Raw genomic sequence first — 26,302 nt, 5'->3', positions numbered from 1 at the left:
CCCGCCGGGCGATTCACTATGTGAAATAGGTGGCGGTTTTCGGCGTGTTGGGGTGCGGACGCCGTCTGCGCGCCCGGGTGCCCCTCGCACCGATTTTTTTGGGTGGTGCCCATCACTTTTAGCCAGGGTTGGCCGGTTTGTGAGCACGCCAAAAGAGCTTTTGGTCAAATTACATCGTATAACGCCTACCTACCCCCTGGCTAATAGATTAAGCGCACCCCTAAAGCGGGGGCGTCCGCTGAGAGGCAAACCAAGCCCACATATGCGCAGGTGAACTATCCTGGAAGTAGCGTCTTTTGCCGGTTTTACCGTGTGCTTGTGTGGGCTTGTCCCGCTGGGCGTCGGTGGGCGGGTAGAAGAATAAGTTTGATGAATATTTCTGGGTAGCCAGATTGAGAGAGGACGGCTGATGCCTAACCTGAATCAGAAGCTTGAATGGACCGAGAAAGACCAGCGCGCGGTTGATACCGCTCGCGTGCTTGCTGCGGACGCCGTTGAGAAGGTTGGCTCAGGCCACCCCGGTACCGCTATGAGCCTGGCTCCTGTGGCCTACCTGCTCTTCCAGAAGGTCATGCGTCAGGATCCCCGTGATGACCGCTGGGAGGGCCGCGACCGCTTTATTCTCTCCCCCGGCCACACCTCGCTGACCCTGTACAACCAGCTGTTCCTGGGTGGTTTTGGTCTGGAACTTGACGACATTAAGGCCCTGCGCACCGCTGGCGCCCTGACTCCCGGCCACCCCGAATTTGGTCATACCAAGGGCGTCGAAATCACTACCGGCCCCCTGGGCCAGGGTCTGGCGTCCGCTGTGGGCTTTGCCTACGCCCAGCGTCGCATGCGCGGCCTCTTCGACCCCGAAGCTGCCCCCGGCACCTCCCCCTTTGACCACACCGTCTTCACCATTGCCTCTGAGGGCGATGTGCAGGAGGGTGTAACCGCCGAGGCGTCCGCTCTGGCCGGCCACCAGCAGCTGGGCAACCTGGTCGTCATCTACGACCGCAACCACATCTCCATTGAAGATGACACCGACGTTGCCTTCACCGAGGACGTCGCAGCCCGCTACGAGGCCTACGGCTGGGACGTTGCCAAGGTCGATTGGACCGCTGGCGGCGACTACAAGGAAGACGTCGAGGCCCTCTACGACGCTATCGTCGCAGCAACCAAGGTCACCGACAAGCCCTCCTTCATCGAGCTGCGCACCATTATCGGCTACCCCGCCCCCACCAAGCAGAACACCGGTGGCATCCACGGCTCCAAGCTGGGTGCCGACGAAGTTGCAGCCACCAAGAAGGTACTGGGCTTCGACCCCGAACAGCACTTCGTGGTAGAGCCCGAGATTCTTGAGCACACCCGCGCCCTGGTTGAGCGCAGCGCAGCTGAGCGTGACGAGTGGCAGAAGTCCTTCGACGCCTGGGCTACTGCCAACCCCGAGCAGGCCAAGCTCTACGAGCGCCTGGTTGCTGGCGAGCTGCCCGCCGAGCTGGATGAGGCTCTGCCCACCTTTGAGGCTGGCACCTCCATCGCAACCCGTGCAGCATCGGGCAAGGTTATCAACGCAATCGCTCCGGTTCTGCCCGAGCTCTGGGGCGGTTCAGCCGACCTAGCAGGGTCAAACAACACCACCATCGATACCGAGAAGTCCTTCAACCCCGAGTCCCGCTCCACCAAGAGCTGGACCGGTCACCCCTACGGTCGTGTACTGCACTTCGGTATCCGCGAGCACGCCGCCGCGGCAATCACCAACGGTATCGCGCTCTCCTCACCCACCCGTCCTTTCTCTGGCACCTTCTTCGTCTTCACCGACTACCAGCGCCCGGCCGTCCGTCTGGCAGCGCTCATGGGTGTGCCTAACATCTTCGTCTGGACCCACGACTCTATCGGTCTGGGCGAGGACGGCCCCACCCACCAGCCCGTTGAGCACCTGACCGCTATGCGCGCAATCCCCAACCTCGATGTTGTGCGCCCCGCTGACGGCAACGAAACCGCCGTAGCCTGGCGCAAGATCCTGGACATCAAGGACCACCCCGCCGGCCTGGTGCTCTCCCGCCAGAACCTGACCAACGTGGCTCGTGAAGACCTGCATGCGGACGCCGAGGGTGAGAAGTTTGCTTCCGCTAACGGCGCTGCCCGCGGCGGTTACGTGCTAGCTGATACCGAAGGCACCCCCGACGTCATCCTCATTGCCACCGGTTCTGAGGTCGAGGTTGCCCTAGCAGCCCGCACCCAGCTGGCTGAAGAAGGCATCGCAGCCCGCGTGGTCTCCATGCCCTGCCGCGAGTGGTTCGCAGCTGAGTCGGCTGAGTACCGCGAGTCGGTGCTCCCCTCAGCCGTCAAGGCCCGCGTGACCGTTGAAGCCGGTCTGGCTATGCCCTGGCTGGACATCCTGGGTGAAGCCGGTCGTGCCGTTTCCCTGGAGCACTACGGCGCTTCAGCCTCAGCAGAAGAACTCTTCGCTGACTACGGCTTCACCGCCGAGAACGTCGCAGCCAAGGCCCGCGAGTCCATCGCCGCTGCCCGCTAACCGAACGTCAAGTTAAGGAAAACATTATGACTACCCCCACCCAGAAGCTTTCAGACGCAGGCGTCTCCATCTGGCTCGATGACCTCTCCCGCGAGCGTCTCACCAGCGGTAACCTGCAGGAGCTCATCGACACCAAGAACGTGGTCGGTGTAACCACCAACCCCTCCATCTTCGCTGCAGCTCTGTCGAACGGAGCAGCCTACGCCGAGCAGATGAAGAAGCTGGCAGCAGAGGGCACCGAAGCAGAGGCAGCTGGCTTTGCTGCCATGATTGACGACGTGCGCGACGCCTGCGACGTGTTTGCCCCCATCTACGAGGCGACCCAGGGCTTTGACGGCCGCGTCTCCATCGAGGTCTCTCCCTTGCTGGCCCGCGAATCAGCTGCAACCCTGGCCCAGGCTAAGGAGCTCTACTCAGCAGTTGGCCGAGAGAACGTCATGATCAAGATTCCCGCCACCGAAGAGGGCCTAGAACCCATTGCTGAGGCTCTGGGCGAAGGTATCTCAGTCAACGTCACCCTGATTTTCTCCCTGGAACGCTACCGCGCCGTCATCAACGCCTACCTGCTGGGTCTGGAAAAGGCTCTGGAAAACGGCAAGGACCTCTCAAAGATCCACTCCGTAGCCTCCTTCTTTGTCTCCCGCGTGGACACCGAAATCGACGCCCGCCTGGAGGCCATCGGCACCGATGAGGCCCTGGCCCTGCGCGGCAAGGCCGGTGTAGCCAACGCCCGCCTAGCTTTCGAGGTTTACGAGCAGGCCTTCTCCTCAGAGCGCTGGGCCCGACTGGAGGCAGCAGGAGCCAACCGCCAGCGTCCGCTCTGGGCATCCACCGGCGTGAAGAACCCCGCCTACCCCGACACCCTCTACGTCACCGAAATTGCAGCCCCCGGCACCGTCAACACCATGCCCGAGGCAACCCTCAACGCAACCTTCGACCACGCAGAGGTTGCGGGTAACGCTATCGAGGGCACCTACGAGGAATCCACCGAGATCCTCAACCAGCTCGAAGCTGTAGGTATCTCCTACAACGACGTGGTAGAAAAGCTGGAAACCGAAGGCGTTGAGAAGTTCGAGGTCTCCTGGAAGGAACTGCTCGAGACTGTCACCGCCGCACTGGCTGACAGCAAGTAGTACCGTTTCACGCTGAGGGTGGGGGTCGTATCCCCCACCCTCACTGCACCCGCTCACCATCACCCCAGCCCGGCGGCAAGCACCTGCCGGCCCGGTGGGCACTAGTACACTAGAACAAGAGAACCGCGGCAGCCCCCACGCCTTTCGCAGCTGCCGCCCCAACCAACCTGTGAAGGATTCACGGCGGTGGCCAACACTCACGATTCAAACCCCCTGCGCGACCCGCGCGACCGCAGACTAACCCGCGTGGCAGGCCCGTCCTCCCTGGTCTTCTTCGGCGTCACCGGCGACCTTGCGCGCAAGAAACTACTCCCCGCGGTCTACGACCTGGTTAACCGCGGCCTGCTCCCGCCCAGCTTTGGCCTGGTGGGTTTCGGACGCCGCGAGTGGAGCCACGAGGACTTCCAGCAGGAGGTGCGCGGGCACGTTGAGGCCCACGCCCGCACCCCCTTCCGAGAGGACGTCTGGAACCAGTTCGCTGCCGGCATTCGCTTTGTCACCGGCACCTTCGACTCCGATGAGTCCTTTGAAAAGCTCAAGGTGACCCTGGCAGAGCTCGACGAAACCCGAGGCACCCGCGGCAACCACGCCTTCTACCTGTCGATTCCGCCCAAGGACTTCGACCAGGTACTGCAGAAGCTAGCCGATCACGACCTGGCCAACCACAACCAGCACGAGGGTTGGCGCCGTGTGGTTATCGAAAAGCCTTTCGGCCACAATCTCGAAACCGCCCGCGAGCTCAACGCCATTGTTGAGCGGGTCTTCCCCGCCGATTCGGTCTTCCGTATCGACCACTATCTGGGCAAAGAAACCGTGCAGAATATTCTGGCCATGCGCTTTGCCAACCAGATGTTCGAGCCCCTGTGGAACGCCACCAACGTCGACCATGTGCAGATCACTATGGCCGAAGATATCGGCATCGGTACCCGCGCTGGCTACTACGACGGCGTGGGCGCTGCCCGCGACGTCATTCAGAACCACCTGCTGCAGCTGCTGGCACTCACTGCCATGGAAGAGCCCGTCAGCTTTAACGCCGAGCACCTGCGCGCCGAGAAGGCCAAGGTGCTTGAGGCAGTCCAGATTCCCGATGATATTGCCTCAGCCTTTGCCATCGGCCAGTACGCTGCCGGCAACCAGGGCGGTGAAGAGGTCAATGGCTTCTTTGACGAGAACGACATTCCCGCCGACTCCCGCACCGAAACTTTCGCCGCCCTCAAGCTGAACATCAACACCCGCCGCTGGGCGGGCGTGCCCTTCTACCTGCGCGCGGGTAAGCGTCTGGGCCGCCGCGTCACCGAAATTGCCGTGGTCTTCAAGAAGGCTCCCAACCTGCTCTTTGGCGGCAGTGCCGATAGCTCCGGCCAGAACGCTATTGTGATTCGCGTGCAGCCCGATGAGGGAATGACCCTGCGCTTTGCCTCGAAGGTGCCCGGCACCCAGATGGAAATCCGCGACGTCAACATGGACTTTGGCTACTCCCACTCTTTCACCGAAGAGTCTCCCGAGGCCTATGAGCGTCTGATTCTCGATGTGCTGCTCGGTGAGCCCCCGCTCTTCCCCCGGCATGAAGAGGTTGAGCTCTCCTGGAAGATTCTTGACCCCTTCGAAGAGTACTGGGAAGAGAACAAGATTAAACCCGAAGCCTACGCCCCCGGTTCGTGGGGCCCGGCTTCAGCCCACGAAATGCTGGAACGCGACGGCCGTGCTTGGAGGCGCCCATGATGAAGAAACTCAAAGACACCACTGTGGGCGAGGTTGCCAAGGAGCTCTCCCGCCTGCGCAGTGAGGAGGGGGCGACCACGTCCTCTCGTGTGCTCACCCTGGTCATTCTGGCCGAGAAGGGCCACTCAAAGACCGCGGTTGAGGCGGCACTGAAGGCCTCCTACGAGCACCCTTCCCGCATTATCGTCCACATTGACTACGGTCAGGACGCCGACGATCGGCTTGATGCCCGCATTTACGTAGGCGGCGACGCGGGTGCTTCAGAACTCATCATTCTGCGCGGGTACGGTTCGGCGGCTGTTGCTACCGAGTCCCTGATTTCGGGGCTGCTGCTACCCGACTCCCCTATCGTTGCCTGGTGGCCCCACTCGGTCCCCGAGAACCCGGCAGAGCACTCTATCGGCAAGATTGCCCAGCGCCGTATCACCGATTCAGCCCGCGCCTACGACCCCTTGGGTGTGCTAGAGAAGCTGGCTGCCAGCTACAAGGACGGTGACACCGACCTGGCATGGATTCGCCTGACCCTCTGGCGTATTCAGATTGCTGCTGTCTTCGACCAGATCGAGCCCTCCCCCGTCAAGCGCGTGGTGGTCTCCGGTTCGTCCATGAGCCCCTCGGTCGTTCTACTCGGTGCCTGGCTGGGTGACCGCCTGGGCGCTGAGGTACACCTGCGCACCACCGATGTACAGCGCGGCCTCTACAAGGTAGAACTTGAACGCGAAGACGGTTCCATCATCATCCACCGCCCCGGTCGCAACATTGCTACCATTTCTTCCCCCGGTGTGCCCGACCAGCAGATTTCCCTGCCTGCGCGCTCCCTGGCCGACTGCCTGGCAGAAGAGCTGCGTCGCCTTGACCCCGATGAGGTCTACGGCGAGGTGCTCAAGTCTGTTGTCGCCAGTGGCAACATCGTGGTCGATGTGAACGTAGACGATGTGCACGATGAGAGTGCCGACTATACGGAGGTCTACGATGCCTAATCCTATCGTCGTTTCCCACCTTGATAAGGCCCAGCTGCAGCTGGCCGGTGCCACCCGTATCATCAATGTGGCTGCCACCGCTGTGGCTGCCCGCGGTATTGCCCACCTGTCGCTAACCGGTGGCACCATGGGCATTGCGGTACTTGCGGGTATTGCAGAAAACCCTCTGAGCGCTACCGTGGACTGGTCCAAGGTTCATTTCTGGTGGTCAGACGAGCGGTTTGTGCCGCGCGGCCACGCTGATCGCAACGAACAGCAGGCCAAGGACGCCTGGCTCACGTCCCTGGGGCTGCCGGAGGAGAACCTGCACGTCATGGGTGCCTCAGATGTTTTTGACACCCCGGAGGCAGCAGCCGAAGCCTACACCGCTGAGCTAGCCCGCTACGCCCCCGAGGGTGAGGCGTCCCCCCTCTTTGACCTGACCCTACTGGGTATGGGACCCGATGGCCACATCGCCTCCCTCTTCCCCGACCGGGCCGAGATTCTAGAGGCTGAGGCCACCGCCCTCGCGGTGCACAACTCCCCCAAGCCCCCACCCACCCGCGTAAGCCTGACCCTGCCGGTGATCAACTACTCAGAGCGCATCTGGTTCCTGGTTGCCGGTAGCGACAAGGCCGAGGCAACTGCCCGCCTGCGGGCGGCGTCCGCTCTGCCTGAAACCCAGCTAACCGCCGAGATTCTCACCCAGACCCCGGCAGCTGGAGCCCGCGGCCTGCTCGAAACCCTGATTCTGGCAACCGAAGACGCCCTCGGCTCAGCTTCCTAGAGTTCAGGGATTCAGAGACAAAAAATTCCCGCCTACCGGTGAACCGGTAGGCGGGATTTTTTGATGTAAGCCTAGATAACAGCAACCTCAGAGAAACGCATCACCAGGGCGTAACCGATAACCGCAAAGACCCACAGCAGAATCACTGTAACGGTCAGACGGATCAGGTTTTTAGATGCCATGCCCGAAGAGTTCAGCGAGGTGGTCATGCCACCACCGAACATATCTGAGAGGCCGCCGCCCTTACCGCGGTTCAGTAGAACCAGCAGGATGGTAAGAATGCTCGCGATAGCGATCAGGACCATCAGGATAATCTTGAGGGTTTCCACGCAGAACCTTTCAGTCGGGTTGAAGGGCGTTTCGAAGCGCCACCAATCTACTATACCCCTAGTTAGGGTATTTTTTAGGCCTTGTATCGTGCGATGTTAGCGAATTCGGTGGCGTCGAGGGATGCACCGCCCACCAGTACGCCGTCGACGTCTGCCTCTGCCATAATCTCGGGGGCTGATGCTGCCTTGACGGAACCGCCGTAGAGTACACGAACCTTATCGGCGACCTCTGCGGAGTAGAGCTTGGTCAGTTCCTCGCGGATAGCCTTGCTCATTTCCTGGGCGTCAGCTGCGGTTGCAACCTTGCCGGTACCGATAGCCCAGACGGGTTCGTAGGCTACGACCAGGGTCTCAGCCTGTTCTGCGGTCAGACCCTCGATGGAGCCGCGCAGCTGGTCCAGGGTGAAGTCAACGTGCTCACCAGCTTCACGCTTGTCGAGGCCTTCACCCACGCAGAGCACGGGGGTGAGCTCGTTGCGGTAGGCTGCCTGTACCTTGGCGGCGCAGATACCGTCGGTTTCACCGTGGATGGTGCGACGCTCTGAGTGACCAACCAGTACGTAGGTTGCGCCCAGCTTCTTGAGGAAGACGCCGGAGATGTCGCCGGTGTAGGCGCCGGAGTCCTGGTCTGAGAGGTCCTGGCCGCCGTAGACGATGTTGAGCTTGTCGCCGTCAACGAGGGTCTGTACGGAGCGGATGTCGGTAAAGGGAGGGAAGACGGCAACTTCAGCGGTGTCGTAGTCGAAGTTGGTGTCGTCCAGGGTCCAGGCCAGCTTCTGGAGCAGGGTCACACCTTCGGTGTGGTCCATGTTCATCTTCCAGTTGCCTGCGATGAGGGGCTTGCGAGTCATGGGCTCGTTCCTTTCGCGAAATCTTGAGGTGGGTGGGCAGGACGCGGCGGGTGCGGCGTCCTGCCCGTTGGTGGTTTAACCGCCGGGTGGCTTACTGCCACGTGGTGTTGTTTTAGGCGCCGAGTGCTTCGAGGCCGGGCAGGGTCTTACCTTCGATGTATTCGAGGGAAGCGCCGCCGCCGGTGGAGATGTGGCCGAACTGGTCGTCGGAGAAGCCCAGGTTGCGCACTGCTGATGCTGAGTCGCCGCCACCGATGATGGAGAATGCCTCTGACTCGACGAGGGCGTCGGCTACTGCCTTGGTGCCGCTTGCGAAGGCTTCAATTTCGAAGACGCCTACGGGGCCGTTCCAGAAGACCAGCTTAGCTTCCTTGATCTTCTGGGCGAAGAGTTCCCGGGTGGCGGGGCCGATATCGAGACCCTCTGCCTTGGCGCCTAGCTTGCCGCCGGTAAGGTCTTCGATGGGGCGGATTTCGGTGTTAGCGTCGTTGGAGAAGTCATCTGACCAGACGATGTCTGAGGCGATGATGAGTTCGGTACCCTTCTTGGGGGCTTCTTCCATGTAGCGCTTGCAGTTTTCGATCTGGTCTTCTTCCAGCAGGGACTGGCCGATCTCGTAGCCCATGGCCTTGGCGAAGGTGTAGCCCATGCCGCCGCCGATCAGCAGGGCGTCTGCCTTGCCGATGAGGTTGTCAATAACTGCCAGTTTGTCTGAGACCTTAGCGCCACCCATGACAACGACGAAGGGGCGATCGGGGTTCTTGATGACCTTCTGCAGAACGTCAACTTCGGTCTTGACCAGGTCGCCCAGGTAGGCGGGCAGTTCCTTAGCGATGTCGTACACCGAAGCGTGCTTGCGGTGCACAGCACCGAAGGCGTCATTCACGTAGGCGCCGTTCTCGCCGGTCAGGGCTGCCAGCTCTGCTGCGAATTCGGCGCGCTCGGCGTCGTCCTTGGAGGTTTCGCGGGCGTCGTAGCGTACGTTTTCAACAACGAGCAGTTCGCCGTCCTTCAGAGCCTCGGCCTTAGCCTTGGCGTCCTCGCCCACCAGGTCGGTTGCGATGATGACGGGGAAGTCTGCCAGTTCTGCCAGGCGTTCTGCGGCGGGCTTGATGGAGTACTGGGGGTCTACCTGGCCCTTGGGGCGACCCAGGTGGGCGGTGACGATGACGCGGGCACCGGCATCGGTGAGCTTCTTGAGTACGGGCAGGGAGGCGCGGACGCGGCCGTCATCGGTGACGACGCCGTCCTTGAGGGGTACGTTCAGGTCGGAGCGGACGAGAACGCGGCGGCCTGCTACGCCACCGTCAATGAGCTCTGCGAGAGTCTTAGCCATGGGAGTTTTCATCTCCATTGTTTGTGAGGGTAAATGGGGTGGGCACCAGGGTGGTGTCGGGTATAGGTAAGGGTTAGCGAACCGCGCTTGTGCGCGTCGATTCGCTAACCCTATCCTATTGCTGTCTCATGAAAGACCGGTGGATGACAGCTTAGAGAGCTGCAACTACCTTGTTGGTGAACATGACGAGGCGTGAAACGTAGCCGTATTCGTTGTCGTACCAGGCGATAACCTTGACCTGGTTGCCGATGACCTTGGTCAGGGGTGCGTCGAAGACGGTTGAAACGGGCTCACCTTCGATGTCCTTGGAGACGATGGGCTCCTCGGAGTAGGTGATGATGCCCTTCATGGCACCCTCTGCTGCTTCCTTGACGGCTGCGTTGACCTCTTCAACGGTAACTTCGCGTGAAGCGGTGAAGGTCAGGTCGGTGATGGAGCCGGTGGGGGTGGGAACGCGAACTGCGAAGCCGTCCAGCTTGCCCTTCAGTTCGGGCAGAACCAGGCCAACAGCTGCTGCTGCACCGGTTGAGGTGGGAACCATGTTCAGGGCTGCGGCGCGGGCGCGGCGCAGGTCTGAGTGGGGGGCGTCCTGCAGGCGCTGGTCAGCGGTGTAGGCGTGGATGGTGGTCATCAGACCCTTTTCGATACCGAACTTGTCGTTCAGTACCTTAGCCATGGGAGCCAGGCAGTTGGTGGTGCAGGATGCGTTTGAAACGATGTTCATGGTGGCTGAATCGTACTGGTCGTCGTTGACGCCCATGACGAAGGTGCCGTCGATGTTCTTACCGGGAGCAGAAAGGATAACCTTCTTGGCGCCAGCTTCGAGGTGAGCCTTAGCCTTCTCACCGTCGGTGAAGAAACCGGTGGATTCGAGAACAACGTCTACGCCGAGGTCTGCCCAGGGCAGGTCAGCGGGGTTGCGCTCAGCCAGAACCTTGATTTCCTTGCCGTTGACGGTCAGGCCGTTTTCTGAAACAGCAACTTCGCCGTCGAAGCGACCCATGATGGAGTCGTACTTGAGCAGGTGTGCGAGGGTCTTGACGTCGGTCAGGTCGTTGATTGCAACGATTTCGAAGCCTTCGCCGTGCTGCTGTGCGGCGCGGAAGAAGGTACGACCGATGCGGCCAAAGCCGTTAATAGCTACGCGTACAGTCACTGAAATCAAACTCCTAGATACAGTTAGTGACGTTGGTGGACGAGACGCCGGTTCTGGCGTTTCATCGCCGAACTTGGGAAAACGTGGTTCCTTCAGCTCAAGCGGGTGAGCTCTCGTCCGGTTCGTTAACCATCATACCCTGTTTATGTGAGTTTTGGTGTGTTTCTGTCGTTTTTTTAAGTGGACTTACGTGCGTTTATGGACGCTTGACCCCCGTTTTGACCTGCAAATATGGGTTTTGCCGGGTGAGAGCATGAGGAAGACCACCCAGTAAAGGGCAAACCAACAAAAACCCACACAGCCTAGTTGAGGTGGTTTGTGCCGTTCACGCCCGCTTCAGTACCCGGGATTCCACGCTCGGCGGCCCGTTTATCGGCCATGGCAATCAGGCGGCGGATACGACCGGCGATAGCATCTTTGGTCATGGGTGGTTCAGCCAGGCGGCCCAATTCGTCAAGGGATGCCTGCTTGTGGGCAACACGCAGTTCGCCGGCGTAGCGCAGGTGCTCGGGTACCTTATCGCCCAGGATTTCCAGAGCCCGTTCAACGCGGGCACCGGCGGCGACAGCGGCCTGGGCTGAACGGCGCAGGTTGGCGTCGTCGAAGTTAGCGAGGCGGTTAGCGGTCGCGCGAACCTCTTTACGGGCGCGGCGTTCCCGCCAGTTGTCGAGGGCGTCAACAGCACCCATGCGCTCTAGCAGCAGGGAGATGGTCTCACCGTCGCGCACGACCACCCGGTCTACTCCGCGTACTTCGCGGGCCTTGGCAATCACGTCGAGTCGGCGGGCGGCACCGACCAGGGCTAGGGCAGCCTCGGGGCCGGGGCAGGTAAATTCCAGGGCGGACGAACGCCCGGGCTCGGTCAGCGAACCGTGAGCCAGGAAGGCCCCGCGCATGACAGCTTCAGCATCGGCCAGGGAGCCGTTGACCACGGCAGGGGGTAGACCGCGGACGGGGCGACCGCGTCCGTCCAGCAAACCGGTCTGACGGGCTAGCGCTTCGCCGCCCTGATCAACGCGAACAACGTAGCGTCCGCCCCGGCGCAGCCCGCCACCCGAGATAGAGGTAATGGAAGCCTCATGGCCGTACATTTCGGCGATGTTATAGCGCAGGCGCTCTGCGGTAGTTTCAAGGTCAACTTCAGCCTCGACCACGATTTTGCCTTGCACAAGGTGCAGACCGTTCGTGAAGCGCAAGATTGTGGCCACCTCAGCTTTGCGCACGGATGAGCGCGTGGCTTCGTAGTGTGCCAGCTCTTCTTTGACCGATGCCGTCAGGGCCATGCGGGTCTTCCTCCAAAGTAGTGTCTGCTCTTGTAAGCGAGGGTGCCGGTGTGTGGTCGGCGTTAGCGTTTGAAGACGTGCTTGTAGGCAGCTGCTAGTTTAAGGGGGTCGTGGACGCCCGGTTGGTCGGCTTCCGCTACATCAGCCCAGAGCACCTTCGCCCCTAGCTGGGCCGCTACGTCTTCAAATGTGGTGCGCTCTCCTGCGGTCGCAGGATCAGCGATAACTGTATTAACCCTAATTTCTGGAACGTATTCACGCAAAACGAGCAGGTGGTCTGCGGCACTCATACCGCGGGTTTCTTTGCCGTCAAGTTCCAGATTCATGACCAGGCAAATCTGGGCGCTGGTGTTGAGTATGGCGTCGCGCAGGCCGGGCAGGAGCAGGTGCGGGAGCAGGGAGGTGTAAAAAGAACCCGGCCCTAGCACCACCCAATCGGCCTCGTGCACCGCGCGGATGGCGTCCGGGCAGGCTTCGGTGTTCTCGGGGAGCAGGCGGACCTTGTCCACACGCCCTGCCTTGGCGAGGGTTGCCTGGCCCTGGACAGTATCGCGGAAGGTCACCCCGTGATCGTTGGTGGTGACGATATCGCCTTCAATAATCAGGGGCGAGGTCGCCATGGGCAGCACTCGCCCGCGGGCGTTGAGTAGGGCCCCGGCCCAGTCCAGTCCAGCGATGGTATCGTCCAGGAGCTCCCAGAGGGTGACAATCAGCAGGTTACCCAGAGCGTGGTTATTGAGGGAGGTAGGGCGTTCCGGGCTTCGAGGAGTGAAGCGGTGCTGCATGACGTCGCGCCAGGTGTGCCCCCAGTCGGTATCGTCGCACAGGGCCGAAAGAGCCATGCGCAGGTCTCCGGGTGGCAGCACATCCAGCTCTTCGCGGAGCTTACCCGAGGAACCCCCGTCGTCCGCCACGGTTACCACGGCGGTGAGGGCGGTGGTGATGAGCTTGAGGGCAGAAAGGGAACCGTAGAGCCCGTGGCCGCCACCCAGGGCAGTGACGCGCACGGGCAAATCGTGCCCCTGGGTGGTGATGGGTAGCAGACCGGTTTCGGGGAAACGGCTCATACGAGTTGCCTCAGACATTATTCACGCCCCATGTCGCGGTGGTGCACGGAGATGTTTACATCTTCCATTTCGCTCAGGCGGCGGGCGACCTCTTCGCTCACGGCAACCGAGCGGTGTTTACCCCCGGTGCAGCCGATGGCAAAGGTAGCGTACAGCTTTCCTTCGCGGCGGTAGCCGGCGATAACGGGCTGTAGTGCAGCGATGTAGTTGCTGATGAACTCTTCGGTGCCGTCCTGGGCAAAAACAAAGTCGCGGACGGCGGCGTCCTGCCCGGTCTGGGCGCGTAGGCCGGGCACCCAGTGGGGGTTAGGAATAAAGCGCATATCGGCCATGTAGTGCACATCTGAGGGGGTACCGTACTTAAAGCCGAAACTCATGACGGTGATGTTAACCAGACGCTCCTTGCCCGGGGCGTAGGTTTCGCGCACCTTTTTTGCCAGCTGGTGGACGTTCATGCCGGAGGTGTCGATGATGTAGTCCGCTTCCTCCTGCAGCCCGGCAAAGATACGGCGTTCTTCGGCAATTGCCTCAGCTACAAGCCCACCCTGCTGCAGGGGGTGGGGGCGGCGCTGGGCCTCGTAGCGGGCGATGATGTCCTTATCGGCAGCGTCCATGAAGAGCATGGAGAAGTCGATATCTGAGGCACGGAGCTTATTGATAGCTTCAGGCAGGTCGGCCAGCTGGCGACGGGCACGAATATCGATACCCACAGCTACTTTGGGGAGTTTTCCCGGTGAGTCTTTGACCAGCTGGGCCAGAGAACCGAGCATCTGAGGGGGAATATTATCAACCACGTACCAGCCCTCGTCTTCGAGGGTGTTGGCTGCTGTGGATCGGCCGGCTCCCGAGATACCGGTAATCACGAGAATCTGCGGCTTGACGGTCTGCTCGCTGGAGGTAGGTGACATGGGTGGGATCTCTCGCTTCCACAAATTATTGGGGTGGTAGTTCTAGCTTAGTGCACAGCTTCATTCTTGGGGTCGCTCTCAGCACCCGGTGTGAAACGCTCCAGAATTTTCTGTGCCATGGCCGGGCCGATGCCGGGCACGGCCTGCAGCTCCTCAGCGCTCGCTTCTGAAAGCTGTTTGAGAGAGCCAAAGTGTTTGATGAGGGCTTCGCGTTTGGCGGGGCCCAGCCCGGGTACGGTGTCGAGGGCTGATTTGACCATTTCTTTACCCCGCTTAGAGCGGTGGAAGGTAATAGCGAAGCGGTGGGCCTCGTCGCGAATACGCTGAATCAGGTACAGGGCGTTAGAGGTTCTGGGCAGAATGACGGGGAAGTCGTCGCCCGGCAGCCAGAGCTCTTCGAGTCGCTTGGCGATACCGACCACGTAGATATCGGTAATTCCCAGGTCTTCGAGGGCTCTGGTGGCGGCGGCAACCTGGGGCTGGCCACCGTCCACCACGACTAGGTTGGGCGGGTAGGCGAACTTGGCCGGCTCCTTGGTGTGCAGGTCCTCGTCGCTGATTTGGCCGGATGCCCGCACCCGGGCCCCTGGGGCCTCGTCGGTGAGATAGCGGCGGAAGCGGCGGTAGATGACGTCGTACATACTGGCGGTGTCGTCGCGGGCGGCGTCCCCGGTGACGGAGAACTTGCGGTAGTCGCTTTTCTTGGGCAGGCCGTCCTCAAAGACCACCATGGAGGCAACCACATTGGTCCCCTGCACGTGGGAGATATCGTAGCACTCAATGCGCATGAGGGCCTCGGGCAGTTCCAGGGTTTCTTGGAGCTCTACCAGGGAGGCCGAGCGGGTGGTGAGGTCCCCTGCCCGGCGGGTCTTGTGCAGGGTCAGGGCCTGTTTGGCGTTCTCGGCAACGGTTGCCATCAGCTCAACCCGGTCGCCGCGCTGGGGCACGCTAATGGTCACCTTGGCTCCGCGCACACCCGAGAGCCATTCTTCGAGTTTCTCGTGGTTTTCGGGTAGAACCGGCACGTTGATATGGCGGGGTATCTCGTTGAGGTTGTGGTTGATTTCTTCCTCGGTTGACCCAGCGGCCAGGGCGGCAGCGGCCTCGCCGTAGACCTGAACCAGTAGGTGGTCGACCAGGGCTTCGGGGGTGGAGTCTTCGACCTTCTCAACGATCCAGCCTCGCTGGCCGCGAATGCGTCCGCCGCGCACATAAAACACCTGCACCGCAGCTTCTAGGTCATCTTCAACAAAGTTGAACAGGTCGGCATTCACCGAATCGGGCAGCACCACGGCGTTGCGTTCAAAAGCCTTGGTCAGGGCTTCGATGTCATCGCGCAGGCGGGCCGCCTTTTCAAAATCAAAGTCGGCGGCGGCGTCCTTCATCTGCCGAATCAGGTCGGCAATGAACTTCTCGGCTCCCCCGGCCATAAACGAGCACAGGTCCTCAGCAATTTTCTGGTGGTCTTCGCGGCTCACCCTACCCACACAGGGAGCGGCGCACTTGTCGATGTAGCCCAGCAGGCAGGGCCGGTCGGACGCCTGCGCCCGGTTGAAAACGCCGGCTGAGCAGGTGCGCACCGGGAAGACCCGCAAGAGGGCGTCAAGGGTCTCGCGGATAGCCCAGGCCTGGGAGTAGGGGCCGAAATAGCGCACCCCCTTCTTCTTTTCCCCGCGCATGACCTGGGCGCGCGGGAAGCGGTCTTTAAGGGTGACAGCCAGGTAGGGGTAGGACTTATCATCGCGGAAGGCGATGTTGAAACGGGGCTTGTATTCCTTGATCCAGGTGTACTCCAGCTGCAGCGATTCGAGCTCGCTGCCCACCACCGTCCACTCCACCGAGGCGGCCGTGTGCACCATAGCGTAGGTTTTGGGGCTCAGGGAATCTACGCGGGCAAAATAGGAGTTCAGGCGGTTGCGCAGATTCTTGGCCTTACCCACGTAGATAATACGACCCACCTCGTCGCGGAAGCGGTAGACCCCGGGGTTGGTAGGGATTTCGCCGGACGCCGGGCGGTAGGAGGCAGGATCGGCCACGTGTATCAGGTCCTTTGAGCTAGGTCAGGAGCGGCAGGAGCCTCTAGCCCGCGCTGGGTGCTGGGCTAGATTCCCCCGTCGCGTTCTGCTGACGGTGAGACGTTGTATTCATTTTTGCGGGGCTGGCCAGAGAGCTGGGCGATAGCGTCCATAATCTGGTCGGTGGTCTGGCGGCGCTGCTTGCCACTCATACGCTCCCCCAGTTTTTCGAAGGTCATGGGCTCCCCCACCCGCACCGTAAAACGGTGAGGGTAGACCATGTTGGAGCCCGGCTTTTGAATCTTATCGGTACCAATCAGGCCGATAGGCACTACGGTGGCCCCGGTCATGTGAGCCAGCCAGGCTACCCCGATTTTTCCCTTATAGAGGTAGCCATCGCGGGAGCGGGTGCCCTCGGGGTAGATACCGAAGACTCTGCCCTCGTTGAGGCGGTCGAGGGCAGTTTCGAGGGCCTTCATGGACTCTTTTTTGTCGGTGCGGTTGACCGGAATAATGTCGATGACCTGGAAGAGGGTCTTCATGGCCTTGCCCTTAAGACCCGGTGAGTTGACGTACTCAGACTTGGCGAGAAAGGCAACCCGGCGGGGCATGAGGGCTGAGATAATCACGGAGTCAAGGAAGGCCAGGTGGTTGGAGGCCACGATGACGGGGCCCTCAGCGGGGAAGTTCTCAAGGCCGGTCACGCGGGCGCGGAAGACGGTACGGAGCAGGGCTTCGACGGTCTTTTGAGTTGCCTTGTATTTGAGGGACATGAGAACTCCTTGGTGCACAGCTGGCGGGGCCTACCGTGGCAGGCACCCCACCCGGGGTATGCTTTTTGAAATTTTAGGGCTGTTTTGACCTATTTAGCATACCCCGGCGGGGTGCTGCTGCCCTAGAGCATCTCAGCTAGGAAGCGGCCGGTGTGGGATTCGGGAACGGTTGCCAGCTGCTCGGGGGTACCGGTTGCCAGCACGGTGCCACCGCCGTCGCCGCCTTCGGGGCCCATGTCGATGAGCCAGTCGGCGCTCTTGATGACGTCCAGGTTGTGCTCGATGGTAATGACGGTGTTGCCCTTATCCACCAGGCCCTGTACCACTCCAAGAAGCTTGCGGATATCTTCAAAGTGCAGACCGGTGGTGGGCTCATCGAGCACATAGATGGAGCGGCCGTTAGAACGCTTTTGCAGTTCGGTAGCCAGCTTGACGCGCTGGGCTTCACCACCGGAGAGGGTGGTCGCGGACTGGCCCAGACGCACGTAGCCGAGGCCCACGTCCACCAGGGTATCGAGGTAGCGCGAGATCTTGGTGAAGGCGGCGAAGAATTCGGCGGCTTCAGAGACCGGCATTTCAAGTACGTCGGCAATGGTCTTGCCCTTGTAATGCACTTCGAGGGTCTCGCGGTTATAACGCTTGCCCTTGCAGACCTCACAGGGCACGTAGACATCGGGCAGGAAGTTCATCTCGATCTTCAAGGTGCCGTCACCCGAGCAGGCTTCGCAGCGTCCGCCCTTGACGTTGAAGGAGAAACGACCGGGCTGGTAGCCGCGCATCTTGGCTTCCGTGGTTTCTGCAAAGAGCTTGCGGATGTGGTCGAAGACGCCGGTATAGGTCGCCGGGTTTGAACGCGGGGTGCGACCGATGGGTGACTGGTCCACGTGGATAATCTTGTCGAGGTGCTCCAGGCCGGTAATGGTCTTGTGACGGCCCGGCACCTGCTTGGCACCGTTGAGCTTATTTGCCAGGGAGGTGTAGAGAATATCGTTGACCAGGGTGGACTTGCCCGAACCGGAGACGCCGGTGACGGCGGTGAGCACGCCCAGGGGGAACTCGACATCTACGTTCTTGAGGTTGTTTTCGCGGGCCCCAATAACCTTGATGGTGCGCTTGGGGTCAACCGGACGGCGGGTGGTGGGCACCGTGATGGCGCGGCGTCCGGCCATGTAGTCACCGGTCACGGAGTTTTTATTCTCAAGGAGCTCGGCAAAGGTACCCGAGTGCACGATCTGCCCGCCGTGCTCGCCAGCGCCGGGGCCGACGTCCACAATCCAGTCGGCTTCCTTCATAGTATCTTCGTCGTGTTCCACCACGATGAGGGTGTTGCCCATGTCACGCAGCTTGGTGAGGGTTTCAATCAGTCGGCGGTTATCGCGCTGGTGCAGGCCAATGGAGGGCTCGTCCAGCACGTAGAGCACGCCCACCAGGCCGGAGCCAATCTGGGTTGCCAGGCGGATACGCTGGGCCTCGCCGCCCGAGAGGGTACCCGCTGAGCGGGCCAGGTTCAGGTAGTCCAGGCCCACATCGAGTAGGAACTGCAAGCGGGCATCAATTTCTTTGAGCACCAGCTCAGCAATCTTAGCCTCGCGCTCACTCAGGGTCAGCGAGCGCATGAAGGTGAGTGCTTCGCGCATGGGCATGTCGGTGACGTCGGCAATTGACTTGCCGCCGACGGTGACGGCCAGGATGGTGGGGTTGAGGCGGGCGCCGTTGCAGGAGGTGCAGGCGACCTTACGCATGTACTGTTCGTAACGGTCTTTTGACCAGTCTGATTCGGTTTCTTCGTACTTGCGTTTGATGTAGGCGCTGGCGCCCTCGAAGCCGGAGGTGTAGCGGCGTTCGCGGCCGAAACGGTTTTTGTAGGCGACGGTGACCTTGTAGTCCTTGCCGTTCAGAATAGCTTTTTTGACCTTGGCGGGAAGGTCTTTGAAGGGGGTGGCAAGGTCGAAGTCGAGTTCTTCGGCAAGACCGGCGAGGAGGCGCAGCCAGTATTCGCTGGTTGCCTTGCCGGTGGCCCAGGGGGCGACCGCTCCCTCGGCCAGGGAGAGGTCGGGGTTGGGCACGATCAGGTCGGTGTCTACTTCAAGTGTGGAGCCGATACCGTCGCAGGCGGCGCAGGCACCGAAGGGCGAGTTAAAGGAGAAGGCGCGGGGTTCTACCTCGGTGACGGCCAGCAGGTGGCCGTTGGGGCAGGCCAGGTTTTCGCTGAAGGAGCGGGTGCGGCCCGGGGCGTCGGCGTCCTCGTCCACGAAGTCGATGAGGACCTTGCCGTCGGCGAGCCCCAGCGCGGTTTCGACGGAGTCGGTCAGGCGCTGGTGGACGCTCTCCTTGATGGCGATACGGTCAACGACGACCTCGATGGTGTGCTTGTACTGCTTTTCGAGTTTGGGTGGGTCGGTGAGTTGGATGACCTCGCCGTCCACGCGGGCGCGGGCGTAGCCGGCGGTGGAGAGTTCTTTGAAGAGGTCGACGAACTCGCCCTTGCGGGCTGAGACCACGGGGGCGAGCACCTGCAGGCGGGTTTTCTCGGGGTAGTCCATGAGCGTATCGACGATTTGCTGGGGGGACTGCTTGGAGATTTCCTCGCCGCACTCGGGGCAGTGGGGGTGGCCCACGCGCGCCCAGAGCAGGCGCATGTAGTCGTAGATTTCGGTGATGGTGCCGACGGTTGAGCGCGGGTTCTTAGAGGTAGATTTCTGGTCGATGGAGACAGCCGGTGAGAGGCCCTCGATGAAGTCGACGTCGGGTTTGTCGACCTGGCCCAGGAACATGCGGGCGTAGGAGGAGAGGGATTCGACGTAGCGGCGCTGGCCCTCGGCGAAGATGGTATCGAAGGCGAGGGAGGATTTACCCGACCCGGAAAGGCCGGTGAAGACGACCATGGCGTCGCGGGGGATGTCGAGGTCGACGTTTTTGAGGTTGTTTTCGCGGGCGCCCTGCACACGGATATGGGTGAGGTCGTTGCCGGTGGGTTGTGTGGCTGAGCCTGCCATGAGTCACCTATCTAAGAGATTGTTTCGAAGATATATTCTATAGGGTTTGCGTGGGCGATGAAAGCGTCTACCCCTCCCGGTTTGTACCGCCTCCTGCTCATTCTGGGGTCTTAAAACGGGCAGGGCATGGTACAAAGTGGTGTGAGAGCCTAGAATGGGGCCATGAGTGACCTAGCCAATACCCTAATTTTTGAGTCCGATGCCCTGACCGTGCGGTCCATTGCGGTATCGGAGATGGAAAACAACGTCTACCTGCTGACCCACCGGGCAAGCGGTGGGCAGGTGCTGATTGATGCCGCGGACGATTTTCCCGCCATCAACGCCTTCGCTCAGCAGGCTGCCGCCGCCGACTCCCCCGCTGCCCACGGCCAGGCGGGAGGCGGCGTCCGCGCCCTGGTAACCACCCATTCCCACTGGGATCATATTCGCGCCCTGCCCGAGGCTGTTGAGGCCTGGGACCCGGTAACCTACTGCGGTGCCCCCGATGCTGAGGCTATCGCCGAGCAGGAAGGCGTAGAGGTTGAAGAACGTCTGGTGGGCGGCGAGCGTCTGACCTTAGCCGGTATTGAGCTTGAGGTGATTGCCCTGCGCGGGCATACCCCGGGTTCAATTGCCCTTGCCCTGCGGGTATCTGAGGGGGCGGACGCCGGCAAGCGGGCTCTGCTGTTCACCGGGGATTCGCTCTTCCCGGGCGGGGTGGGTAAGACTAACTCTCCCCAGGATTTTGAGCAGCTTTTTGCCGATGTTTCAGAACGTATCTTCGCCCGCTTTGACGATAGCACCCTGGTGCTGCCGGGCCACGGCGACTCCACCACCCTGGGCAGGGAACGCCCCCAGCTGCCTGCGTGGAAGGAGCGGGGCTGGTAGTAGAATCAAAGTGAAAGCACTAGCCCTCGACAGAAAGATGTGAGATGACCTCCCCAGCAAACTCAGGAGCCCATCAGCAGGCCCTCGCGGCATTCAAGGACATTGTGGGCTCTGACCATGTGCTCACCGCAGAGCACGCGACCATGCCCTACAGCAAGGGCTACCGCTTCGGCGGCGGCCCCCTGCTTGCCGTCCTCCGCCCCACCACCCTGGTGCAGATGTGGAAGGCGCTCCAGGTCTGCGTCGACCACAACCTCATGGTAATTCCCCAGGCCTCTAACACCGGTCTGACCGGCGGTTCCGGCCCCGGCTTCCAGGACTACGACCGCCCCATCGTGCTCATCTCAACCCACCTCATCAACCAGGTGCACCTGATTAACGACGCCCACGAGGCCATCTCCCTGGCGGGCGCCACCCTCACCCACCTGACCGAAGAACTGGCACCACACGGCCGCGAACCCCACTCGGTGATCGGGTCCACCTCCATCGGTGCCTCGGTCATCGGCGGTATCGCCAATAACTCCGGCGGCAGCCAGATTCGTAAGGGCCCGGCCTTCACACGCGAAGCCATCTACGCCCGCGTCACCGAAGAAGGCAAGGTCGAGCTGGTCAACCACCTGGGCATCTCCCTGGGCGACGACCCCGAGGTCGCCCTCGACCGCCTGCAGCGCGGCGCCTGGTCGGCGGACGACGTCACCCCCGCCCCTGCCGACAGCAGCGAGACCGAGTACGCCGCCCACCTGCGCAAGATGGAGCCAACCCCCGCCCGCTACAACTCCAACCCCAAGTACCTGTTTGAGGCGTCCGGATCCGCTGGCAAAATCATGGTCTTTGCCGTGCGAACCCGAACCTTCCCGCTCGAGAAGAACCCCGCCATGTTCTACATCGGCACCAACAGCCCCCGCGAGCTCGAAGAAATCCGCCGTATCTTCCTCGAAGCCGATATGCCCCTACCCATCTCTGGTGAATACATGGGTCGTAGCGCCTTCGACCTGGCAGAAAAGTATGGTAAAGACACCTTCGTCTTCCTCAAATACATGAGCTCTGCCCTGCAAACCCGTATGTTCGCCTTCAAGACCTGGGCCAACGGGTTCTTCGGTAAGGTACCGGGCATCGGCCCCACCTTTGCAGACACCGTCTCCCAGCGTTTCTTCGACCTGGTCCCCAGCCAGCTACCCAAGCGTATGCTGGAGTACCGCGACCGCTTCGAACACCACCTGCTACTCACCGTCAGCGAGGCCCAGAAGCAGGCGACCGAAACCATGCTCAAGGACTTCTTTGCGGCCCCCGAGCACGAGGGTGACTTCTTCATCTGCACAGCGGACGAGGCCCAGAGCGCCAACCTCCACCGCTTCGGCGCTGCCAGCGCCGCCACCCGCTACGCCAGTATGAAGCGCAAGGAGCTGGGCGAGCTCATTCCCATCGATGTTGCCCTGCGTCGCGATGACTGGGACTGGCTAGAGGTGCTACCCCCTGAAATCGCTAGCCAGCTGGATGTTACCGCCTACTACGGCCACTTCTTCTGCCACGTCATGCACCAGGACTACGTCGCCAAGAAGGGCGTAGACCCCCACAAGCTGCACGACGATATCCAGGAGCTGCTCGAGGCTCGTGGCGCCAAGCTGCCGGCTGAGCACAACTATGGGCGTCTCTACCACATGCCCGAGGCTATGGTGGAGCACTTTAAGGAGCTTGACCCCACCAACACCTTCAACGCCGGCATCGGTGGCACCTCCCCCAAGAAGGACTGGGCCTAGTTACCGTTTATCCGCCTGTAGGCGGGGAACAGGTTCATCCTGACGGCTGATTTCTTAAGACAGGTGTGAGACTACACTGGTTTTTACAGACACATGAAAACCATTCTCACCAGGTTCAACCTGTTGCCTGCGCGGCCCATACGCCGCGCAGGCAACAGGCTCAACCGTCGAAAGAAGACAGCCGTGACCATACTCCAGCACCAACCGGCCCGACGCCGCGCCGCCTACCTCACCACAGCCGTCCTGACCGCCAGCACCCTAGCCCTGGCAGGCTGCAGCCTCAGCGTCCCCTCCGCCCAGCAGCCGTCAGACCAGGCCCCCGCTCCCGCAGCCGACCGCGCCCACGGGGCCAGCTGGCAGCGGGAAAACTTTGAAAACTTCTACGAGCAGACCATCACCTGGGGCGAGTGCACCGCCGAGCACAGCGGCTTCTCCCCCGAGAACGAAGAACTGCTGAAAGAAACCGGCTTCGACTACGCCAACTACGAGTGTGGCACCGTCACCGCCCCGCTCAACTGGGGAGACCCGGACGATAACCGCACCCTTGAGCTGGCCGTCAGCCGCACCGTCTCCACCGGCAACGACAAGCAGGTACCCCTCTTCACTAACCCCGGCGGGCCGGGCATCGGCGGTATTCAGCACGCCATGTCGCTAGCAACCGACCCCTCTTTTGCACCCGTACTGGAAAGCCACCAGCTCTGGGGCTTTGACCCCCGCGGTATTGGGGCCTCCTCCCCCGTAGTGTGCGAGTCAGACTCTGAAGTTGCCGCCGTACAGCTTGCCGAATGCGCCGCCAGCTCAGAGGTTGCCAACTACATGGGCACCTCCCAGGTAGCCCGCGATATGGAGCTGCTCCGCTCCCTAGCCGGGGGTGAGCGCCTCGACTACCTGGGCTACTCCTACGGCACTATGTTGGGGGCCACCTACGCTACCCTCTTCCCCGAGAAGGCAGGACGCATGGTGCTCGACTCGGCTGAAAATGCCCAGTGGGGTGCCCTGACCCACAACTACGACCAGATGGTGGCAGTATCGAAAGCTGTGGGTGCCCTAGCAGAGCGCTGCTCCGACCTCACCACCTCAGAAGGTGCAGCCGTGACCTGCCCCTTCACCAGCGAGCGCGAAATGCTCGACTACCAGAAGTCCCTAACCGACAAGCCCCTGGTGGCCAGTGACGGCACCGAAATTACCGGATTGGAGCTGCGTGATTACCTGACCAGCCAGCTCTACGGGCCGGACGTCATGCAGGGGGACGGCCTGGACCTGCTGGGTAAAGCCAAGGCCGGAGACAAGGAAGCGGTAGACGCCCTGGCCCAGATGATTGCGACCAATAGCGCTGAGATTGATACGGCCGGGCAGCTGGTGGTGTGCCCCTCGAAGCCTAAGACTCCGGACGTGGAGGCCCTGCTGGCTCACATGAAGGAGGTGGGTGTTCCCGAGTTCATTGGCGGCCCTGAAATCACCGATGAGGTGCTGGCTGAGTTTACCGAGTTCGACTGTGCGGTTTTGCCCGCTACCGGCACCGATATCACGACGTCTTTCGACGCTTCGAAGGTTTCAACCGACCTGCTGGTCATTGGCATTACCGGTGACCACGCCACCCCCTACCAGCACGGTAAGGAGCTGGCCCGCCAGCTGGGGAAGGCTTCCTTCGTAACCTTGGAAGGGACTGGCCACGGGGCGTCCTTCTCCGGCCGCTCTACCTGCGTCGATGAGCTGGCGACCGCCTACCTGGTCGACGGCACCGTTCCCAAGGACGGTACCGTGTGCCAGCCGGACGCCCCAGAGGCTTATTCATAGGAGGTTCCGCAGGCTCACGCTCGCTGCCGACCCTCTCGCTGGTTCGCTTCGCTCACAAGCGATTCACGCCAGCCACCGAGCCAGCAGCTTCGCTGTGAGCCTGCTCCACCTACCCTAATAAATAAGCATCATTTTAGAAGAGGCCGACCATGGTGCCGTTCTCGTCAAAACCAATTCGCTCAGCAGCCGGGGACTTGGCCAGGCCCGGCATGGTCCGCATGGTACCGCAGATGGCGTACACATAACCGGCACCGGCAGCCAGGCGCACCTCGCGCACAGGCAGGGTCCAACCGGTCGGAGCACCCTTCAGCGAAGCGTCAGCCGAAATCGACAGGTGGGTCTTGGCAATAACAACCGGCAGCTTGCCGTAGCCCAGCTCCTCGTAGCGGGCCAGCTGCTTGGCCGCAGCGGGGGCGACCTCAATGCCGTCCGCCCCGTAGACCTTGGTGGCCACCTTCTCAATCTTGGTGGTCAGGCTGTCTTCGTCCTCGTAGGTGTAGGTCAACTCGCTCACGCCATCACACGCTACGGCGACGGCGTCCGCCAGCTCGGTCACGCCCTTACCGCCCTCGGCAACACCGCGGTGAATCGCCACGCGGGCACCCGCTTCCTCGGCAATGCGGCGAATCGTCTCGTGTTCTGACTCGAAATCAGTGGGGAAGGCGTTGATAGCAACCACCGGCTGAACGCCGAAGGAACGCACAATCTCGATGTGCTTGAGCAGGTTAGCGGCGCCTGCCTCGACGTCCTCGGTGTTCTCTGCCAGCAGGCCCTCGGGCAGGGGCTTGCCGGGCACAATCTTGTAACGGCCTGAGTGGGACTTGAGGGAGCGGACGGTGACCACCAGGACGGCGGCGTCCGGCTTGAGGCCGGAGACGCGGCACTTGACGTTGAAGAAGCGCTCCGCCCCCATGTCTGCGCCGAAGCCGGCCTCGGTAATCACATAGTCGGCGTGCTCAAGACCAACGTAGTCAGCGACGACCGAGGAGTTGCCAGTGGCGATATTACCGAAGGGGCCTGCGTGAATCAGGGCGGGGGTCTTCTCGAGGGTCTGGAGCAGGTTGGGGTTGATAGCGTCAGCCAGGATGACGGCCATAGCACCGTCGGCCTTAAGGTCGGCTGCAGTGACGGGGTCCCCGTCTACATTGAGGCCAATCACGATCTTGGCCAGGCGCTCCTGCAGGTCGGCGAAGCTGGTGGAAAGCGAGAGAATCACCATGATTTCGCTGGCTGAGGTGATGTCGAAGCCGGTTTCGCGGGGCACGCCGTCCATGCGCTCGCCCAGACCGATAACGATGTTGCGCAGGGCGCGATCGTTCATGTCGATGACGCGGCGCCAGGTGATAGCGCGGGTGTCGATGCGCAGCTCGTTGCCATGGTGCAGGTGGTTGTCAATCATGGCAGCAAGCAGGTTGTGGGCTGCGGTGACGGCGTGGAAGTCACCGGTCAGGTGCAGGTTGAGCTTCTCCATGGGGACGATCTGGGAGTAGCCGCCGCCTGCTGCGCCGCCCTTGATGCCGAAGGTGGGGCCCATGGAGGGCTGACGCAGGGTCAGCATGGCCTTGCGGCCGGTTGCTGCCATACCCTGGGCCAGGGAGACCGAGGTTGCGGTCTTACCTTCACCGAGAGGGGTGGGGGTAACGGCGGTGACCACGATGTACTTGGAGCCACGGGCCAGGGCCTTTTCTGCGGTGGTGTCGTCGGTCAGCTGCACCTTGGCAACGTACTTGCCGTAGGGCTCTAGGCGATCTTCATTGATGCCTGATGCCGCGGCAATCTCGGTAATCGGCTGCAGGGTCGCTGCCTGGGCGATTTCAAGATCAGAGGGGAAGGGCTTGCTCATAATGTGAACTTCCTTGTTAACTAGCTTATCTGCCACCACCCAGTTTAGTGCCCTGAGTCATGTTTTGCAGACCCAGCACACTCAACATATCTCAAGGAATACTCAAAATTTTAGAAGAGTTACCAGGCCCGCCATCCTAGGAGAGGTAGCACACTTCAGCCGTCGGCATGAGGTAATGTTGAGCGCATCACTACACATTGAA

General features: G+C 61.5%; 19 protein-coding genes. 8 read left to right on the top strand and 11 right to left on the bottom strand.

The window, feature by feature from the left end:
- Window positions 1–409 precede the first annotated feature (409 nt).
- The 5 genes from tkt (at window position 410) to pgl (ending at window position 7,122) form a co-directional block, all read left to right on the top strand.
- Window positions 410–2,521, top strand: a complete 2,112-nt coding sequence (tkt, locus tag ACRCJM_RS06980) for a transketolase (RefSeq protein ID WP_431464344.1) — start codon at window positions 410–412, stop codon at window positions 2,519–2,521.
- 26 nt (window positions 2,522–2,547) lie between these two features.
- Window positions 2,548–3,654: a transaldolase gene (gene tal, locus ACRCJM_RS06975; RefSeq protein ID WP_431464343.1), complete on the top strand. Its 1,107-nt coding sequence runs from the start codon at window positions 2,548–2,550 to the stop codon at window positions 3,652–3,654.
- Window positions 3,655–3,840: 186 nt separating this feature from the next.
- Window positions 3,841–5,376, top strand: a complete 1,536-nt coding sequence (zwf, locus tag ACRCJM_RS06970; protein ID WP_431464342.1) for a glucose-6-phosphate dehydrogenase — start codon at window positions 3,841–3,843, stop codon at window positions 5,374–5,376.
- Window positions 5,373–6,356 carry a glucose-6-phosphate dehydrogenase assembly protein OpcA gene (locus tag ACRCJM_RS06965; protein ID WP_431464341.1) on the top strand — a complete coding sequence of 328 codons (984 nt, stop codon included), beginning with the start codon at window positions 5,373–5,375 and terminating at the stop codon, window positions 6,354–6,356. Before zwf ends, ACRCJM_RS06965 begins: the two co-directional genes overlap by 4 nt.
- Window positions 6,349–7,122 carry a 6-phosphogluconolactonase gene (gene pgl / locus ACRCJM_RS06960; RefSeq protein ID WP_431464340.1) on the top strand — a complete coding sequence of 258 codons (774 nt, stop codon included), beginning with the start codon at window positions 6,349–6,351 and terminating at the stop codon, window positions 7,120–7,122. The genes ACRCJM_RS06965 and pgl overlap by 8 nt, the downstream gene beginning before the upstream one ends.
- Window positions 7,123–7,193: 71 nt before the next feature.
- On the opposite strand, the gene secG is transcribed toward pgl, so the two are convergent.
- The 10 genes from secG to uvrA all read right to left on the bottom strand — a co-directional run bounded on the left by secG (window position 7,194) and on the right by uvrA (window position 19,836).
- On the bottom strand, window positions 7,194–7,451 hold the full coding sequence (gene secG, locus ACRCJM_RS06955; RefSeq protein ID WP_431464339.1) for a preprotein translocase subunit SecG: 258 nt from the start codon (window positions 7,449–7,451) through the stop codon (window positions 7,194–7,196).
- A 74-nt stretch (window positions 7,452–7,525) separates the two neighbouring features.
- Window positions 7,526–8,302: a triose-phosphate isomerase gene (tpiA, locus tag ACRCJM_RS06950; protein ID WP_431464338.1), complete on the bottom strand. Its 777-nt coding sequence runs from the start codon at window positions 8,300–8,302 to the stop codon at window positions 7,526–7,528.
- Window positions 8,303–8,414: 112 nt separating this feature from the next.
- The gene (locus ACRCJM_RS06945) at window positions 8,415–9,638 is read right to left on the bottom strand and encodes a phosphoglycerate kinase (protein WP_431464337.1); all 1,224 of its coding nucleotides are present in this window, start codon (window positions 9,636–9,638) and stop codon (window positions 8,415–8,417) included.
- A 151-nt stretch (window positions 9,639–9,789) separates the two neighbouring features.
- Complete coding sequence (gene gap / locus ACRCJM_RS06940) at window positions 9,790–10,794, bottom strand: type I glyceraldehyde-3-phosphate dehydrogenase (RefSeq protein WP_185172979.1); 1,005 nt, start codon at window positions 10,792–10,794, stop codon at window positions 9,790–9,792.
- A 302-nt stretch (window positions 10,795–11,096) separates the two neighbouring features.
- The gene (gene whiA / locus ACRCJM_RS06935) at window positions 11,097–12,077 is read right to left on the bottom strand and encodes a DNA-binding protein WhiA (RefSeq protein ID WP_237212037.1); all 981 of its coding nucleotides are present in this window, start codon (window positions 12,075–12,077) and stop codon (window positions 11,097–11,099) included.
- 62 nt (window positions 12,078–12,139) lie between these two features.
- Window positions 12,140–13,162, bottom strand: coding sequence for a gluconeogenesis factor YvcK family protein (locus tag ACRCJM_RS06930; protein ID WP_431464336.1), 1,023 nt, complete (start codon window positions 13,160–13,162; stop codon window positions 12,140–12,142).
- A complete protein-coding gene (rapZ, locus tag ACRCJM_RS06925) occupies window positions 13,162–14,052 on the bottom strand; it encodes an RNase adapter RapZ (protein WP_431464335.1) in 891 nt (296 codons plus the stop codon). Before rapZ ends, ACRCJM_RS06930 begins: the two co-directional genes overlap by 1 nt.
- A 47-nt stretch (window positions 14,053–14,099) precedes the next feature.
- Window positions 14,100–16,088 (bottom strand): excinuclease ABC subunit UvrC, encoded by a 1,989-nt coding sequence (gene uvrC, locus ACRCJM_RS06920; protein WP_431464334.1) that lies wholly within the window; start codon window positions 16,086–16,088, stop codon window positions 14,100–14,102.
- Window positions 16,089–16,153: 65 nt separating this feature from the next.
- The gene (locus ACRCJM_RS06915; RefSeq protein WP_431464333.1) at window positions 16,154–16,840 is read right to left on the bottom strand and encodes a lysophospholipid acyltransferase family protein; all 687 of its coding nucleotides are present in this window, start codon (window positions 16,838–16,840) and stop codon (window positions 16,154–16,156) included.
- 122 nt (window positions 16,841–16,962) lie between these two features.
- Window positions 16,963–19,836 (bottom strand): excinuclease ABC subunit UvrA, encoded by a 2,874-nt coding sequence (uvrA, locus tag ACRCJM_RS06910; protein WP_431464332.1) that lies wholly within the window; start codon window positions 19,834–19,836, stop codon window positions 16,963–16,965.
- A gap of 162 nt (window positions 19,837–19,998) precedes the next feature.
- Between uvrA and ACRCJM_RS06905 the strand changes: the two genes are divergently transcribed.
- The 3 genes from ACRCJM_RS06905 to ACRCJM_RS06895 all read left to right on the top strand — a co-directional run bounded on the left by ACRCJM_RS06905 (window position 19,999) and on the right by ACRCJM_RS06895 (window position 24,257).
- Window positions 19,999–20,703, top strand: a complete 705-nt coding sequence (locus ACRCJM_RS06905) for an MBL fold metallo-hydrolase (protein WP_377130023.1) — start codon at window positions 19,999–20,001, stop codon at window positions 20,701–20,703.
- Between the two features lie 44 nt (window positions 20,704–20,747).
- Window positions 20,748–22,460, top strand: coding sequence for a D-lactate dehydrogenase (dld, locus tag ACRCJM_RS06900; protein WP_431464331.1), 1,713 nt, complete (start codon window positions 20,748–20,750; stop codon window positions 22,458–22,460).
- 183 nt (window positions 22,461–22,643) lie between these two features.
- On the top strand, window positions 22,644–24,257 hold the full coding sequence (locus ACRCJM_RS06895; protein ID WP_431464330.1) for an alpha/beta hydrolase: 1,614 nt from the start codon (window positions 22,644–22,646) through the stop codon (window positions 24,255–24,257).
- A 133-nt stretch (window positions 24,258–24,390) separates the two neighbouring features.
- On the opposite strand, the gene ACRCJM_RS06890 is transcribed toward ACRCJM_RS06895, so the two are convergent.
- Window positions 24,391–26,100, bottom strand: a complete 1,710-nt coding sequence (locus ACRCJM_RS06890; protein ID WP_431464329.1) for a formate--tetrahydrofolate ligase — start codon at window positions 26,098–26,100, stop codon at window positions 24,391–24,393.
- Window positions 26,101–26,302: the final 202 nt, after the last annotated feature.

Source organism: Rothia sp. L_38 (assembly GCF_050689125.1).
Lineage (GTDB): Bacteria > Actinomycetota > Actinomycetes > Actinomycetales > Micrococcaceae > Rothia.
Note: the sequence above shows the minus strand (reverse complement) of the source record. Positions and strands in the feature narration are given on the sequence as shown.